Source organism: Myxococcus sp. SDU36, from assembly GCF_030168875.1.
GTDB classification, from domain to species: Bacteria; Myxococcota; Myxococcia; order Myxococcales; family Myxococcaceae; genus Myxococcus; species Myxococcus vastator.
Window position 1 is genome coordinate 708183 of record NZ_CP077414.1, and the last position, 14530, is coordinate 722712.

Sequence of the window (14530 nt, forward strand, 5' to 3'; positions counted from 1 at the left end):
TCAGTGCAAGGGGGTTGAAGAGTTATCGCCGCAGTGTGGCACGGAGTTTCTTGTGATATTTTCGACGCAGTAAGTCATTCGCGAAAGACAAGTAAAACCTTGTCGAGCTTCCGTTGAAATCAGGTTACGGGCGCGTCAACACATCCATGTTTCACGGAGGGTGGGCGCGACGCTGCTACGGAGAGTGGGGGCGCGGCGATACTCGGCGGTAATCAGCCGAAAAAAGAAACCTCGAGAAACCGCACGTAGAGGTTGCAAGCCGCGTGAAACAAGGCGGCGCCGATGACAGTGCCGGTGCGCTCGCGCATCCACCCGAAGAGCAGCGCCGGGAAGAACACGGACAACCGCCACGCCTGGAAGATGGCCAGGTGGCCCAGGGCGAACAGCAGCGCCGTCAGCCAGAAGGCGGGGCCCAGCCGGCCCCCCAGGAACTTGCGGCCCTGAGGCCAGGCGTCGCGCAGCCGCGTCTGGAGGTAGCCCCGGTAGAAGAACTCCTCCGGCAGCGCGACGACGAAGAGCTGGTCGATGAACCACTCACCGAAGCGCGGGGGCAGTCGGGGCTGGAAGCGGCCCTCGCCCATCAGCGGCGTGAGGTGCCTGGCCAGCGCCGTGGGCAGGTGGGGCAGCACCTCCGCGAACGCGGCGAAGCCCAGGAAGAAGAGCGGGCCCACCACCGCGGACAGCAGCAGGAACAGGCGCAGGTCCTCACGCCACGCGCGCAGCGACAGGCCGTAGTCCGCGTAGTCCTCGTCCCGCCAGCGCATGGGGATGAGCGGCAGGTAGAGGAAGCCCACCGTCGCGACCAGCTTGGGGACGCTGGTTCCACCCATCAGGAGGAAGGTGGCGACGATGGACAGGAAGCCCACTGCCCACAGCCCCACCGCTTCCTGCACGGCGTTCGGTCGCCAGGGAGTCGTCACGGCCCGGGTCATGGCATGTCCACCGACGCCAGCTCCACCTTCACCGCGCTCAGCGGAAGCACCCGGCAGCCGCGGCGGTGCTTCTTCACCACCACGGCCACCAGCCGCCCCTCCGCGTCGAAGACGGGGCTGCCCGCGGGCAGGGCCAGGGGGACGTCATAGAAGGGGGCCTGGGCCGCCCGGGCTCGCGCCGGCACGGGGCGCGTGGGCTGGCCCTTCCTGGCGGGGAGGACGCCCACCAGCCAGCGGCCGTCGAGGCTGTCGCCGTCCCGAAGCAGCTTCACGGGCGCCGCCGGGTAGGTGCCATCCGGGGCGGCGAGCACCGCCACCTGGAGGTCCTGGCTGGCCATCACCACGCGGGCGGGCAGCGTCCTTCCGTCGTGCTCCACCGTGGTGGCATTCAGGCCGGTGAAGCTGCTCCCCACGGGAGTGACGGAGGTGAGGACCTGACCCGCCGCCCCCACGAAGACGCCGGGCCCCGCGTTCCGAGGACCCTTGACGTGCACCACCGAGCGCCCGTGCCGCTCCAGCACCCGCTGGAGGTCGGCGCGCGAGGGCCTGTCGGCCTCCGCGGCGGCGGCGGCGAAGGGGAGGAGACAGAGGAGGAGCAGCGGCGGCAGGCGGGACATCGGCGGGTGCCGCAGCCTATCACCGGCGCTCGCGCAGCGCGGTGACGAAGCGGTCCGCTGAGAGCGTGTTGAGCACGTCCCCCTTCCGGGCCCAGCCCCGGCGCGCGGTGGCCACCGCGAAGGCCAGGTTCTTCAGGTCCTCCTTCTGGTGCGCGTCGCAGCTCACCACCAGGCGGACGCCCCGCTTCACGGCCTGCCGGACATATTCGGCCTTGATGTCCAGGCGCGCGGGCTTGCCGTTGACCTCCACCGCCACGCCACGCTCGGCGGCCCGCTCCAGGAGCGCGTCCATGCGGACGGGGTAGGGCTCCCGGCTGTTGATGAGCCGGCCGGTGGGGTGCCCCAGAATCTGGAGGCAGGGGTTGTCCAGCGCGGCCAGCAGCCGGCGCGTCATCTGGTCCTCGTCCATGCTGTGCCGGACGTGGATGGAGCCGATGACGACCTCGAGCTGCTCCAGCACGCTGTCGGCATAGTCGAGCGCGCCGGACTCCATGATGTCGACCTCGATGCCCTTGAGCAGCCGCACGCCGGAGACGGCCGCGTTGACGCGGTCGATCTCCTCCCACTGGCGCTTGAGGTCATCCACCTTCAGGCCACCCGCGTAGATGGCCGCCTCGCTGTGCTCGGTGATGGTCAGGTACCGCAGGCCCAGCGCCCGCGCCGCGAGCGCCATCTCCTCCAGGCTGTTGCGCCCGTCGGACCAGGTGCTGTGCGCGTGGACCGCGCCCTGGACGTCCTCCAGCGTGAGCAGGTCCTTGGGGAGCTGGCCTGCGCGTGCGGCCTCCACCTCACCGGTGTCCTCGCGCAGCTCGGGGGGGACGTACTGCATGTCCAGCAGGGCGTAGAGCCCGGACTCCTCCGTCACGGGCACCTTGGTGCCGTCCTCGCGGTGGACGCCCCATTCGGAAATCTTGAGGCCGCGCTCCTGCCCCAGGCTGCGCAGGCGGATGTGGTGCGCCTTCGAGCCGGTGAAGTGGTGCAGCGCGGTGGCGAAGTCCTCGTCGGGCAGCACGCGCAGGTCCACCTGGAGGTCACCGGCCTCCAGCCGCACGGAGCACTTGCTTTCGCCCTTGCCCAGCACCGCGGCCACGCCCGGCGCGTTCGCCAGGGCATCCAGGACGGGGCCGGCCTCCGGCGCGGAGGCGATGATGTCCACGTCCGCCACGGTCTCCGCCTGCCGGCGCACGCTGCCGCCCAGGCTGGCGCGCACCACACCTGGCGCGGCCTTCACCCGCTCCAGCAGCGCGGTGGCCACCGGCAGCACCTCGCCCAGCAGCTTGCGCTCGCCTCGCGCGCGCCGGTACACGGAGATGCCTTCCAGCATCTTCGCTTCGCTCTTCGCGCCGAAGCCGCGCAGCTGCCGCACGCGGCCCTCACGGCAGGCCCGCTCCAGCGCTTCGACGCTGCTCACCTGGAGCTCACGCCAGAGCGTGGCCACCTTCTTCGGCCCCACGTCCGGCAACTGCGTCAGCTCCAGCAGCCCGGAAGGAAACTGCGCCCGCAGCTCCTCCAGGTAGCCGAGCCGTCCGGTGGTCACCAGCTCGGTGATCTTCTCGGCGAGCGCGGCGCCGATGCCTGGGAGGCTCTCCAGTCGGCCCTCCGCGACCAGCGGGCCCAGCTCCTGGGGAAGCCCGGCGACGCGGTCCGCCGCCATGTCATAGGCGCGGACGCGGAACCCGCTCTCGCCCTGGAGCTGGAGCAGGAGGGAAATGTCACGGAGGACCTGGGCGACGGTGGCCTTGTCGACAGCAGTGGGGATGGTCACGTCGGGAGTCACGGGGAGAAGGTAATGCCCGGGCATCGGGAGTGCAGCCAATCCCGTGTTGTGGGAAAAGGGGCCGCGATGACGAAGATCAAGCTGGGACCGGCGGACTTCGCCGAGAGGGAAATGCGGGGCTACGAGGTCGGCAAGCGCAACGTGTGTATCGCGAAGATCCACGGGCGCTACAAGGGCCTGGATGATTGGTGCAACCACGCCGGGTGTCTGCTGTCCGGCGGTCGCATCGAGGACAACCTGGTCGTCTGCCCGTGCCATGAGGTCGGTTTCGACATGGACACCGGGCACAACGCGACCTCGCCGGGGGTCTGTGACGACCAGCCGACGGTCCAGGTCACGGTCGAAGACGGCGCGCTCGTCATCGATTGGCCCGACACGCCCTGAAGTCCCTCCCGCACTCCGGAGTTCCCGCCATGGCGCACGACGACCACGACCACGACCACGACCACGGTGACCACGCGCATCATCACCACGACCACCATCACCACTCCCCGCACGGCCACGACCACGGCCCGGCGGAGGAGCACAAGGCGCGAGCGCCGGTGCATGTCAGCACCTTCATCGTGACGTGTTCGGACAGCCGCGACGCGGCGCGCGATGAAAGTGGCCGGGTCCTGCGCGAGGGCCTGGAGGCGGCGGGCCACGGCATTGCGGGCACCGTCGTGGTGAAGGATGACCCGGAGGCCATTCGCGGCGCGCTGGAAACCGCGCGCCAGGCGGGGGCCCGGGCCGTGCTGTTCACCGGAGGCACCGGCATTGGCCAGCGCGACTGCACGGTGGAGACGCTGCGTCCGCTGTTCGAGAAGGAGCTGCCAGGGTTCGGCGAGCTCTTCCGGATGCTGTCCTACCGTCAGGTGGGGAGCGCGGCGATGATGTCCCGCGCCACGGCGGGCACCTGCCAGGGCATGATTCTCTTCGCGCTGCCGGGCTCGCCCAAGGCCGTGCGGCTCGCGCTGGAGGCGCTCATCCTCCCCGAGCTGGGCCACGCGGTGCGTGAGCTGTCGCGTTAGCGTCCACACCGCGCTTGTCTCAAGCCATGAGAATGGCCGGGGCCGGCGTGTTTCGTCACGAGCAATGTCCCCTGTTTTCGCCGGGAGTGTAAGTTGACGGTGAAGGCGGGGATTTCTCTCCCTGCCATCTCAACCGCACGTCCCCGCCTGGCAGTGGAGAAACGTATGAACATGAAGCGCCTCGCTTCAGTCCTCCTGGTGCTCTGTAGTGTCTCGGCGTTCGCGAAGGCGCCCCCGTCGCAGGCTTCCGACCCCGAGGTGTGGATCACCCTCGGCTCCGATGCCCTCGAACACGTCAACGCCGCCTTCGCCAGCGCTGGGCACGCGGCGCCCGCATTGAGCGGTCAGAAGGAGGACGTCACCGCGCTGCGCGTGCGTGAGTCCCAGCTCAACCTCATCTCGCGGATGATGCATGAGAAGCTCAACCGCTGTGGTGGCTTCATCTACCACGACACCGAAGCGGCCGCGCTCGCCGCCCTGGACCCGTCAGCCGCGGCGAAGGCCGCCAAGGCCACGGCCGTCACGTACAGCCTCGACAACGCGTCGACGGTCAACGCGTTGCAAGCGGGGGTTCAGGAGCTGGCCATCCGAGGGGTCATCGACCACCTGTCCAGCTACGCGACGCGCTACTACACGTCGACGACGGGCGTGACGTCAGCCAACTGGCTGAAGGGGTACTGGGAGTCGCTGGTTCCGGCGACGCGCTCCGACGTCACCGTCGAGTTCTTCAACCACGCCTCTTGGGCGCAGCCCTCCGTCATCTTGACGATTACCGGCACCACCCTGTCGGAAGAGGTCGTCGTGCTCGGTGGCCACCTGGACTCCACCAGCAACGGCAGCACGGCGCCCGGCGCGGACGACGATGCCTCGGGCATCGCCACGCTCACCGAGGTGATTCGCGTGGCCATGCTCCAGAACTACCGCCCGGAGCGCACCGTGAAGTTCATGGCCTACGCGGCCGAGGAAGTGGGCCTGCGCGGCTCCTCGGCGATCGCCACCCGGTACGCAGCGGACGACATCGACGTGGTGGGCGTGCTCCAGCTCGACATGACGAACTACAACCTGCGGTCGAACATCGACGTGGCCTTGGTGAGCGACCGGACGAACGCGGCGCAGAACACGTTCGTCACCAACCTCATCGACACGTATCAGCCCGAACTCGAATGGACCACGACGATGTGTGGCTACGCGTGCTCGGACCATGCGTCATGGACGAGCGCGGGCTTCGCGGCCTCGATGCCCTTCGAGGCGCCGCTGAGCGCGTCCAACCCGTATATCCACACCGTCAATGACACGCTCCACAACAGCGGTGGCGATGCCCGTCACGCGCTCAAGTTCGCGAAGCTGGCCGCCGCATACGTGGCGGAGCTGGCCAAGGGTGGGGTGGTCATCGACGAGACGCCGCCGGAGGTCGCCATCACCGCTCCTGCCGCCGGCAGCACGGTGTCTGGAGTTACGACTGTCACGGCTTCGGCCACGGATGCTTCCGGCGTGAACCGCGTGGAGTTCTTCGTGGATGGCGAACTGAAGGCGACGGACACCACGGCGCCGTACGCGTTCGACTGGGACACGGCCGCGGTGCCCAACGGCAGCCACGCCGTGACGGCGCGGGCGGTTGACCTCGTGGGCGTCGCGGCGACCAGCAGCGCGGTGACCGTGACGGTGAGCAACGCGACCAGCGCGGCTGGGTTCGACCCAATCCTGAGGGCGCCGCGGTGCGCCTCGGCCTCCAACGCGTGTGATTCCGGCACGCTGCTCAACGGGCGCGGCGGCTTCGTCGGGCCCGAGGTGAACGCGCCGAACACCATCAAGAACTCCTGCAGGGACGGCTTGTCGGGCACGCACCTGGTGGACCAGTCGAACGAGCGCATCGTGGTGTCCACGCTGGACGGGACGGAGTTCGCGCCGGGCAAGTTGGTCCGCGTCGATGCAACCGTCTTTGCCTACAACAAGCTCAACGACAAGCTGGACCTGTTCTTCGCGGCCGACGCCAACAACCCCGCCTGGCAGCACGTCACCACGCTGCCCGTTCCGTCCAAGGGCCTCCACACGCTGTCCGCCACCTACACGCTGCCGGAGGGCAGCGCCGCCCAGGCCGTGCGAGCGGTCTTCCGCAATCGCGGAAGCACGACGCCTTGCATGGAGGGCAACTACAACGACCACGACGACCTCATCTTCGCCGTGCAGCCGTCGGCGTTGCTGCGGTAACGCTCCCGGTGCGTCGGGTCTCCAGGCCGCGCCGCTTGCCTGGGCCTGGAGACCTCTGACGGAGCGCGCGCCTTGAGTCGCCCCACGCGCGTCGATAGGGTGCGCGCATGCGAACCGTGGATGAGTGGAAGGCGGCTCTGCGCGCCGCATTGAAGGATGCCATGCGCGCGCGGAGCACCCAGGCGGCGGCGGTGCTGCGCGAGACGCTCGCGGCCATCGACAACGCGGAAGCACCGGACCTGCGCGTGGCGCCCACCGCCGTGGGTGGCGGGTTCGCCGGAAGCGCGGGTGGGCTGGGGAGTGGGGAAGTGCCCCGGCTGGCGCTGACGCCGGAGGCCGTGCAGGCCGTCGTCGACCGCGAGCTTCAAGAGCGGCGGGACGCGGTGGCCCTCTACGAGAAACTCGGGAAGCATGACGAGGCGAGCGCCGTGAAGGCGCAGCTGGACGTGCTGCTGGCGCTTTGAGGGAAGACAGGGCGGCGGCCCGCCGTTCCTGCACCATGAGGGAGTCCCTGTCGTGACACCGCGCTCGAGGAGCCGCACCGCCTTGGCCACCGGGCTCTCCCCGCGAGCCGCCGAGCACCTCCGGCCCCGGCTGGAAGCCGTGCTGACGTCCACCGACGCGCGGGCCCGCATCGCGTTCGATCCGGTGGAGTTCCCTCATCGCTACCAGGACGCGCGAGACATCGAGGTCAGCGCGCTGCTGGCGGCCGGGTTGGCATACGGCCGCGCGGACCTGTTCCGTCCCAAGGTGGACGCGCTGCTGCGCCGCATGGGGCCGTCCCCCGCCGCCTTCGCCGCGGCGCTCGACGTGGCGGGGGCGCGGGCGCTGCTTGAAGGCTTCGTGTACCGCTTCAACGTGGGCACGGACGTGGCGGTGCTCCTGCTGGGCATGGGCCGCGTGCTGCGAGAGCTGGGCAGCCTGGAGGCGCTGTTCCTCCAGGGACTCCAGACGCGTGACACCCTGCACGGCGCGTTGGACCACTTCACGACGGGCCTGCGCGCCATTCCCATGGACGCCTTGCGAAAGGCCCTGGGGCCGGAGCGCGGGTTGAATCACCTGCTGCCCTCGCCGCTGGGCGGGGGGGCGGCCAAGCGGCTCAACCTCTACCTCCGGTGGATGGTGCGGGGGCCGGACACCGTGGACTTCGGCATCTGGAAGCGCGTGCCACCTTCCGCGCTCCTGATTCCCTTGGACACCCACCTGGGTCGCATCTCGCGGCACCTGGGATTGACCCGCCGCAGTGATTTGACGTGGCGCACGGCGGAGGAGGTGACAGCCGCGTTGCGCGTGTTGGACCCGGCCGACCCCGTCCGCTACGACTTCGCCCTGTGTCACTACGGCATGAGTGGGGCCTGCCCCGCCCAACCCGTGGCGGAGAATTGCGGCCGCTGCCCGCTGCTGCAGGCGTGCGCCGTGGGGCCACAGGTGGTGGCGACGGCGACCCGCCGGGTCCCGGGAACCACCGCTCGGAAGGGCAGAGGACTGTCGGCGACGCGACGACGTTGACCGTGGAGCGCGCGGGCGCTGCAATGGGCGCGTGGCTCCGGCTCCCGCGCGCGGAACCCGGGGCTCATGGGGCCGGAGGATTGACGCCGTGTTTGTGACGCTGGTGGCATTACCTCCCGAGGTGTCGGAGGAGGTCGAGCGAGGGATTCTCGAGTCCGACGCGGGACGGAACTGCCAGATTTTGCGTGTGCCCCTGGTGGGGACCCTGCCCGTGGCCATCTCCGAAGGACTCATCGTCCTGTGGGACGACGGCGGCCTCTTGTCGGAGCTGTGCACGAGCTGTCAGCGGTTGAATGCCCTGCGCGGGGTGCCCCGCACGCACCTGGTCGTGCTCACGAACCGCGCGCCCGTGGAAGCCGACGCGCTGGCCGAAGCCGGCGCGGATGAGTGTCTGCCCGCGCCCGGGACACACTGGGGCGTGCGGCTCGCGAGTCTGCGCCGGCGCCTGTTGGCGCTGTCGGAGGGGGACGCCACGCCCACGCCGAGCCTCCACGAGGTCACGGACCGCGCGCGGCTGGAGTCGCAGTGGGTGCTGGCGGACCGGATGGCGTCGATTGGCACGCTCGCCGCGGGCGTCGCGCACGAAATCAACAACCCCCTGTCCTACGTCAGCTCCAACCTCTCGTACCTGCGCGAGCTGCTCTCCCAGCCTGAGCTGTCTCACGATCAGCTCATGGAGCTGCGTGAGGTGGTGGCGGAGGCCCAGGAAGGCGCTGGCCGCGTCAGCGCGATTGTCCGCGACCTGCGCACCTTCTCACGCGCGGATGAAGAGCTGCACGGCCCGGTGGACATGGTGCACGTGGTGGACGGCGCGCTGCGGCTGCTCCGCAACCAGATGGGGTTGGTCGCCCGGCTGACATGCACGTTGGAGCCGGTGCTGCCCGTTCATGGCAACGAAGCGCGCCTCACCCAGATTGTCGTGAACCTGCTGTTGAACGCGCTCCAGGCGCTGCCGGACCGTGCGCCCGAGGAGAACCGGGTGCGGGTGTCCCTGCGCGCCAGCAGCAGCCGGCACGTGGAACTGGAGGTCTCCGACAACGGGCACGGCATGGCGCCGGACGTGCAACGCCGCATCTTCGACCCGTTCTTCTCCACCCGTCCCGTCGGAGAGGGCACGGGGCTGGGGCTGTCCATCAGCCTCACGCTGGTGCAGGCCATGGGCGGACGCATCGAGGTCTCCAGCGCGCCCAGCTGGGGCAGCACCTTCCGCATCGTCCTGCCCACGCAGGCCGCGGGCCAGACGGAGGGCGCGGAGCCAGCGCCGCCTCTGGAGCCTGTGGCCGCTCGCATCCGCCGGCGGCTGCTGCTCATCGATGACGAGCCCTCCGTGGGCAACTCGGTGAGCCGGCTGGTGCGTGACGTGTATGAGATTCACGTCGTCCAGGACGCGCGCGAGGCCCTGCGCTTGCTTTCCATGGGGGAGCGGTTCGATGCCATCCTGTGCGACGTGATGATGCCGGGCATGAGCGGGCTGGACTTCGTGGTGGAGCTGGAGCGGCTGGCGCCAGACCTCGCGCTGCGCACCGGGCTGATGACGGGGGGCGCCTTCACCGCGCAGGCACGTGAGTTCGTGGGCCGCCGCACCCGCGGGCTGCTGGAGAAGCCCTTCGAGCGCGAGCGCCTGTGCACCTTCGTGGAGCACCTCTTTCAATGAGCCGGGCGGTGCGGCGGAGTCTGGCAGCGGCGCTGGTGGCGCTGCTGGCCGCGGGCTTGCTCGTGGTGCCGGGGTGGCTGCGGGGCCTGTCGCTGGTGGTGCGCGCGGCGGGCATGCAGGGCCGCGTGGAGACGGCGCTCGCGGACTGGCGCACCGTGCCCTTCGATGTGAGTGACGTGCGGGTGCCCACGCGTCACGGCCCGGTGCGTGCCCGGCTGTACCGGCCGGTGACGCAGCGTGGGCGCACCGTGGTGCTGACCTCGGGCGTCCACGCGGATGGCATCGACGAGCCTCGGCTGGTGACGCTGGCGGAGGACCTGGCCATGGGCGGCCAGGCGGTGCTCACCCCGGAGCCGCCGGACCTGCTGCGCTACGAAATCACGCCGCGCCTGACGGACATCATCGAAGACGCCGCCGTGTGGGCCGCGTCGCGAGCGGACCTGGCGCCCGACGGCAAGGTGAACCTGTTCGGCATCAGCTTCTCCGGCGGCCTGTCGGTGGTGGCGGCGGGGCGGCCCGCCTTGAAAGACAGGGTGGCGGCCACGCTCTCCTTCGGCGGGCATGGGGACTTGCCGCGCGTGCTCACCTTCCTGTGCTCGGGCGAGCTGCCGGATGGAAGTCACCTGGCCCCGCATGACTATGGCGTGGTCATCATCCTGCTCAACGTGGCGGAGGAGCTGGTGCCGGCCGAGCAGGTGGAGCCCCTGCGCGCGGGCATCCGGACCTTCCTTCGCGCCTCGCATCAGGCCATGGTGGATGGCCGCCTCGCGGCGAAGACGTTCGCTCAGGCGCGCGAGCTCCAGGCGGAGCTGCCGGAGCCCGCGGCCACGTTGATGGGCCATGTGAATACGCGCGACGTGGCGGCGCTGGGCCCCCGCTTGCTGCCCTTCGTGAAGGCCTTCGCCGCGGACCCGGCGCTGTCACCGGAGCGCTCGCCGCCGCCCACCGCGCCCGTCTTCCTGCTGCACGGCGCGGGGGACACGGTGATTCCCGCCATCGAGTCCCGCCGGCTGGCCGCGGCCCTGAGCCCCCACACCGAGGTCCACGCGCTGGCCACGCCGCTCATCACCCATGCGGAGATGGATGGGCCGCGGGCGCTGATGGACGTGTGGCGGCTGGTGCGCTTCTGGGCGGACCTGCTCGACGCCTGAGCGGGGCTTGCCTCAGCTTCGCGAGGTGATGCTCGCTGCGGTGCGCACGCCGCCCACCGCGGTGGCCAGGGTGCTCTGGCCGGGGAACACCGAGTCCCCCACCAGCCACAGTCCCTCCTGGACGTGGAGGGGGCCCAGGTGCCGGTAGTTCTCCAGGCCCGCGCGCCGGGGCACGCCGCCCACCGCGCCCGAGTCTCGCTGCGTGAAGCGCTGGTACGTGCGGGGGGAGGCCGTCATCACGTGCGTCTGGCCCTCCAGCCACTCCGGCGCGAGCCGTCGCAGTCCCTGGTCCATCCGCGCCTGGATGCCCTCCGTGTAGCCGCGCTGTGCGTCCGCGGGGAGCCCGGAGAGCGTCGTCAGTGGCACATGGGTGGACACCGTCACGGTGCGGTGGCCCGGTGGCGCCCGGCCCGTGTCGGCCTCACCGCTGATGGACATGAACAGGTGGTTGCCTTCAATGAACGGCGCGGCCGGGTCCTCCACCAGCTCCAGATGATGGGCCTGGCCATCCGCGCCGTCGGGCGCGCGCACCACCAGGTATCGCATCGCCGCGCCCCAGCCGGACTCGACGCGTCGGGACAGGCTGTCCAGGCGGGGCAGCGTCTCCAGGGGGACGTCCAGCAGCCGGCTCAAGCTTCGCGGCAGCACGTTGGCCACCACGTGGCGTGTCCGCAGCTCGCCTCGGCGCGCGCTCACGCTCCACCCTCCGGCGACCGGCGTCACGGCCTTCACCCGGTTGGCCAGCAGGACGGTGCCTCCCTGGGCCTCCACCGCGCCCGCCAGGGCCCGCGCGAGCTGTCCGATGCCGCCCCGGACGTGGCCCGTGCCGCGCCAGTAGTAGTCCATGGCGGCCAGGGCGAAGGGGGCCTCCGCCTCGGCCGCGCTGCACTGGACGGTAATCTGGCAGAGCGCGTCCAGGTACGTGCGCAGCGGCGCGAACGCCGTCAGCCCCAGGTGCTCCAGCACCGCGCCCAGGGGGCGTCCCAGCCACCGCAGCAGCGGGGGATACTGGTGCGCCCGGCCCGCGTGGCGCAGCAGGGCGCGCACGTCCAACGGGGGCAGCAGCGTCGGGTCGTCGAAGAGCGGCCACAGGGCGCCGGCCACCTGCGTCTGGAGCGCGAAGAGGCGCCGCACCGCGGGCGCGGGGGCATGGGGCAGGGCGCACAGGGTTTCGATGAAGCGCTCGCGGTCCCGGTATACGGCAAGCCGCGAGGTGGAGGTCCGCAGCTCCACCACGGGGTCCAACCACTCCACCGCGACGGGCAGGGCGAGCTCCCGAATCCACCGGCCGAAGAGCTGGTGCGGCTCGAAGCCCGAGAACAGCGTGGCCCCTGCTTCGAAGGCATGGCCGCCCCGCTGGAAGGTGCTGGCGCAGCCGCCGGGGTAGTTCAGCGACTCGCACAGCGCCACGCGAGCGCCTCGCCGCGACAGCTCCAGCGCGGTGGCCAGTCCGCCAAACCCCGCGCCCACCACCACCGCGTCGTACCAGGTGCTCGGCATCGTCCCTGCCCCGAAGCCCGGGGCGGCTTGGAGGACGGCCGGGAAGACCGTGCCCTCGCCGCCCGGAACCACGGCGCTAACGAAGGCGCGCCGGCCTCGCGAGCCCTTTCAGGCCACTTTCGGAATGCTTGCCTGGCGGTGGACATCTCCCAGGCGAGGGGGCTCGGGATGTGTCGATGTGTTTCGAGGCTCCGGATGGAGGAACTCCCGGGCGTAGACTGGTGGCCGTTGTCCTCGCATCCTTCGAAGGGGCCCTCGCGCGTGCGTCCATTCTTCATCGTCCTCGGCTGTTCCTTCGTGCTGGGTTGCGCGTCCGCGCCGAAGCCCGTCCCAGCAGCGCCCCCCGATGCCGCCGAGACGTCCCAGGCGGAGGACGAGACGCCGCGCTACCTCTCGCCCTCCGAAATCGTGAAGGTGCTGGAGGACTCCAAGGTCGCCTACCGGGTCGACGGCAAGGACTCACCTCCGGGCGGGTGGGGGGACCAGCTATGGCCGCAGCGCGTGGCCCTGATTGACGTCCCCCAGGTGGTGGTGGAGGACGGCCGCCGCACCATTCGCGAGTGGCCCACCCCCGTCGGGCTGAAGGCCCTGCTCGATGAGGCCGAGCCCCACTTCCAGGCGAAGCGCTACGCCGAGGCCGCGAAGCTGTACGCCCAGGCCACCGAGCTGTGCCCCGAGTGCTACGTGGCGTGGGTCTTCCGGGGTGACGCGGACTACTTCGCCGGGGACGCGGCCACCGCGCTTGCGCACTACGGCCGCGCCACCACCCTCAACCCCTATGACCACCGTGCCTGGTTCTTCCAGGGCAATGCCCTGGCGAAGCTGGGGCGCTTCGAGGAGGCGCTGGATGCCTGGGCGCAGTGTCTTTCGCTGAGCCCGCGCTACCCCGTCATCCGCCAGTTCTTCCGCACCAACGCGCACCTGGGCCTGGTCATCCGCGGTGACACCATTGTTCCGCGCGGGTACGCCGAGCGCGACGCGGAGGGCGTCTCCATCCAGTTCGACCCCAACCACGACCCGTCCTGGCTGGCGTTCGCCAACTGCAAGGCCCTGTGGCTGGGCGAGCCGTCACACCGGGCGCGGATGACGGGCTCCACCGAGGAGCAGTTCACCTCCGTGGAGGAGATGGAGTGCCTGGCCTCGGCGCTGGCGGTCCATGAGAGCCAGAAGGCGGAGGGCAAGACGGACGCCTCGGACCCCACGCTGGACCGCCTCTTCGCCATCGCCCAGGAGGGGCTGCTGCTGGAGGCGGTGTTGTTCGAGGTGGGCGCGCGCGTCCACCCTCAAATCGCGCTCACCCTGGAGGATGCGCTCCGCCAGCGCCTCAAGAAGTACGTCCTGACGCACGTCCTGGTGCCGGCGGGCGGCCACGAGGGCTGAGCCGCCCTACCGGGGCAGCTTGAGCCGCAGGGTGAACACGTAGGACACGCTCACCGTCCGGCCCTGGTACTGCACCGGGGTGTAGCGGCGGGCGTGGAGCGCCTCGAGCACGGACTCATTCATGTGCGGCAGGCCCTTGAGGATGCGGCAGTCCTTCACGTCGCCGCGCACCGTGATGACGCACTTGGCGATCAGGGTGCCCTCCACGCGGGCGGCGATGGCCTGGTGCGTGTATTCGATGCCCGGGCCGCCCATCAGCCTGGGCAGTGTCATGCTCGCTCCGAAGGGGAGGATGTCGGTGCCCGTGCTCTCCTGCCCGGGGCTCAAGCCGGGCACATACGGCACGCCAATCACGTCGCTGTCCTCGTAGCCCTCCGGGTGTCCACCCCGCTCGCCTTCCCCCGGGTTCGCCAGCTCGTCCGTCGCGGTGCTGGTGTCGGTGCTCGCCACCGCTTCCACCGGCTTGGGCGGCGCGTCCACCACCGGCGGCGGCACCCGCGCGGGCACGCGGTCCCGGTTGCGTGGGCGCGGCGCGACGGCGGCCTTCGGCTGCGCGGGGGCGGGGGAGCCTTTCGCCACGCGCGGGGGCTGCGCCACGCGGAGCACCAGCTCCGTCGGCTCCGGAGGCGCGCTTGGCCCTGGCGACCTCGCGGAGATGAAGAGCACCGCCCCGAACAGGGCCGCGTGCAGGGCGATGGACACCCACACGCCCGTGCCAAGACGTCCAGCCCGCTGCCGTTCGATGACCGACTTGAACATTCCGGATGCCTCCCTCGGCGTCAGGCGCTCCCG

The 14530-nt window shown here is 70.6% G+C and carries 13 protein-coding genes; 8 read left to right on the forward strand and 5 right to left on the reverse strand.

Going from position 1 to position 14530, the window contains the following annotated elements:
- Nucleotides 1–212: 212 nt before the first annotated feature.
- Genes mrtX through polX form a run of 3 tightly spaced genes read right to left on the reverse strand, consistent with a single transcriptional unit; the run spans nucleotide 213 to nucleotide 3314 of the window.
- Nucleotides 213–932, reverse strand: a complete 720-nt coding sequence (mrtX, locus tag KGD87_RS02950) for a myxosortase MrtX (protein WP_284666042.1) — start codon at nucleotides 930–932, stop codon at nucleotides 213–215.
- A complete protein-coding gene (locus KGD87_RS02955) occupies nucleotides 929–1549 on the reverse strand; it encodes an MXAN_2756 family trypsin-like serine endoprotease (protein ID WP_284666043.1) in 621 nt (206 codons plus the stop codon). Before KGD87_RS02955 ends, mrtX begins: the two co-directional genes overlap by 4 nt.
- 19 nt (nucleotides 1550–1568) lie before the next feature.
- Nucleotides 1569–3314 (reverse strand): DNA polymerase/3'-5' exonuclease PolX, encoded by a 1746-nt coding sequence (polX, locus tag KGD87_RS02960; RefSeq protein WP_284668759.1) that lies wholly within the window; start codon nucleotides 3312–3314, stop codon nucleotides 1569–1571.
- A gap of 78 nt (nucleotides 3315–3392) precedes the next feature.
- On the opposite strand from polX, the gene KGD87_RS02965 reads away from it, so the two are divergent.
- The 7 genes from KGD87_RS02965 (at nucleotide 3393) to KGD87_RS02995 (ending at nucleotide 10858) form a co-directional block, all read left to right on the forward strand.
- Complete coding sequence (locus KGD87_RS02965) at nucleotides 3393–3710, forward strand: Rieske (2Fe-2S) protein (protein ID WP_163778573.1); 318 nt, start codon at nucleotides 3393–3395, stop codon at nucleotides 3708–3710.
- 158 nt (nucleotides 3711–3868) lie between these two features.
- Nucleotides 3869–4336 (forward strand): MogA/MoaB family molybdenum cofactor biosynthesis protein, encoded by a 468-nt coding sequence (locus KGD87_RS02970; protein WP_284668760.1) that lies wholly within the window; start codon nucleotides 3869–3871, stop codon nucleotides 4334–4336.
- Between the two features lie 165 nt (nucleotides 4337–4501).
- Nucleotides 4502–6544: a M20/M25/M40 family metallo-hydrolase gene (locus KGD87_RS02975; RefSeq protein WP_284666044.1), complete on the forward strand. Its 2043-nt coding sequence runs from the start codon at nucleotides 4502–4504 to the stop codon at nucleotides 6542–6544.
- 107 nt (nucleotides 6545–6651) lie between these two features.
- Entirely contained in the window at nucleotides 6652–7008 is a 357-nt protein-coding gene (locus KGD87_RS02980) for a GatB/YqeY domain-containing protein (RefSeq protein WP_284666045.1), read from the forward strand.
- Nucleotides 7009–7090: 82 nt separating this feature from the next.
- Complete coding sequence (locus tag KGD87_RS02985; RefSeq protein WP_502887999.1) at nucleotides 7091–8053, forward strand: TIGR02757 family protein; 963 nt, start codon at nucleotides 7091–7093, stop codon at nucleotides 8051–8053.
- An 88-nt stretch (nucleotides 8054–8141) separates the two neighbouring features.
- Nucleotides 8142–9707: a hybrid sensor histidine kinase/response regulator gene (locus tag KGD87_RS02990; protein ID WP_284666046.1), complete on the forward strand. Its 1566-nt coding sequence runs from the start codon at nucleotides 8142–8144 to the stop codon at nucleotides 9705–9707.
- A complete protein-coding gene (locus KGD87_RS02995) occupies nucleotides 9704–10858 on the forward strand; it encodes a hypothetical protein (protein WP_284666047.1) in 1155 nt (384 codons plus the stop codon). Before KGD87_RS02990 ends, KGD87_RS02995 begins: the two co-directional genes overlap by 4 nt.
- Nucleotides 10859–10870: 12 nt before the next feature.
- On the opposite strand, the gene KGD87_RS03000 is transcribed toward KGD87_RS02995, so the two are convergent.
- Nucleotides 10871–12358: a phytoene desaturase family protein gene (locus tag KGD87_RS03000; protein ID WP_284666048.1), complete on the reverse strand. Its 1488-nt coding sequence runs from the start codon at nucleotides 12356–12358 to the stop codon at nucleotides 10871–10873.
- Nucleotides 12359–12619: 261 nt separating this feature from the next.
- On the opposite strand from KGD87_RS03000, the gene KGD87_RS03005 reads away from it, so the two are divergent.
- The gene (locus KGD87_RS03005; RefSeq protein WP_284666049.1) at nucleotides 12620–13738 is read left to right on the forward strand and encodes a tetratricopeptide repeat protein; all 1119 of its coding nucleotides are present in this window, start codon (nucleotides 12620–12622) and stop codon (nucleotides 13736–13738) included.
- 6 nt (nucleotides 13739–13744) lie between these two features.
- On the opposite strand, the gene KGD87_RS03010 is transcribed toward KGD87_RS03005, so the two are convergent.
- Nucleotides 13745–14497: an energy transducer TonB gene (locus tag KGD87_RS03010; protein WP_284666050.1), complete on the reverse strand. Its 753-nt coding sequence runs from the start codon at nucleotides 14495–14497 to the stop codon at nucleotides 13745–13747.
- Nucleotides 14498–14530 lie beyond the last annotated feature (33 nt).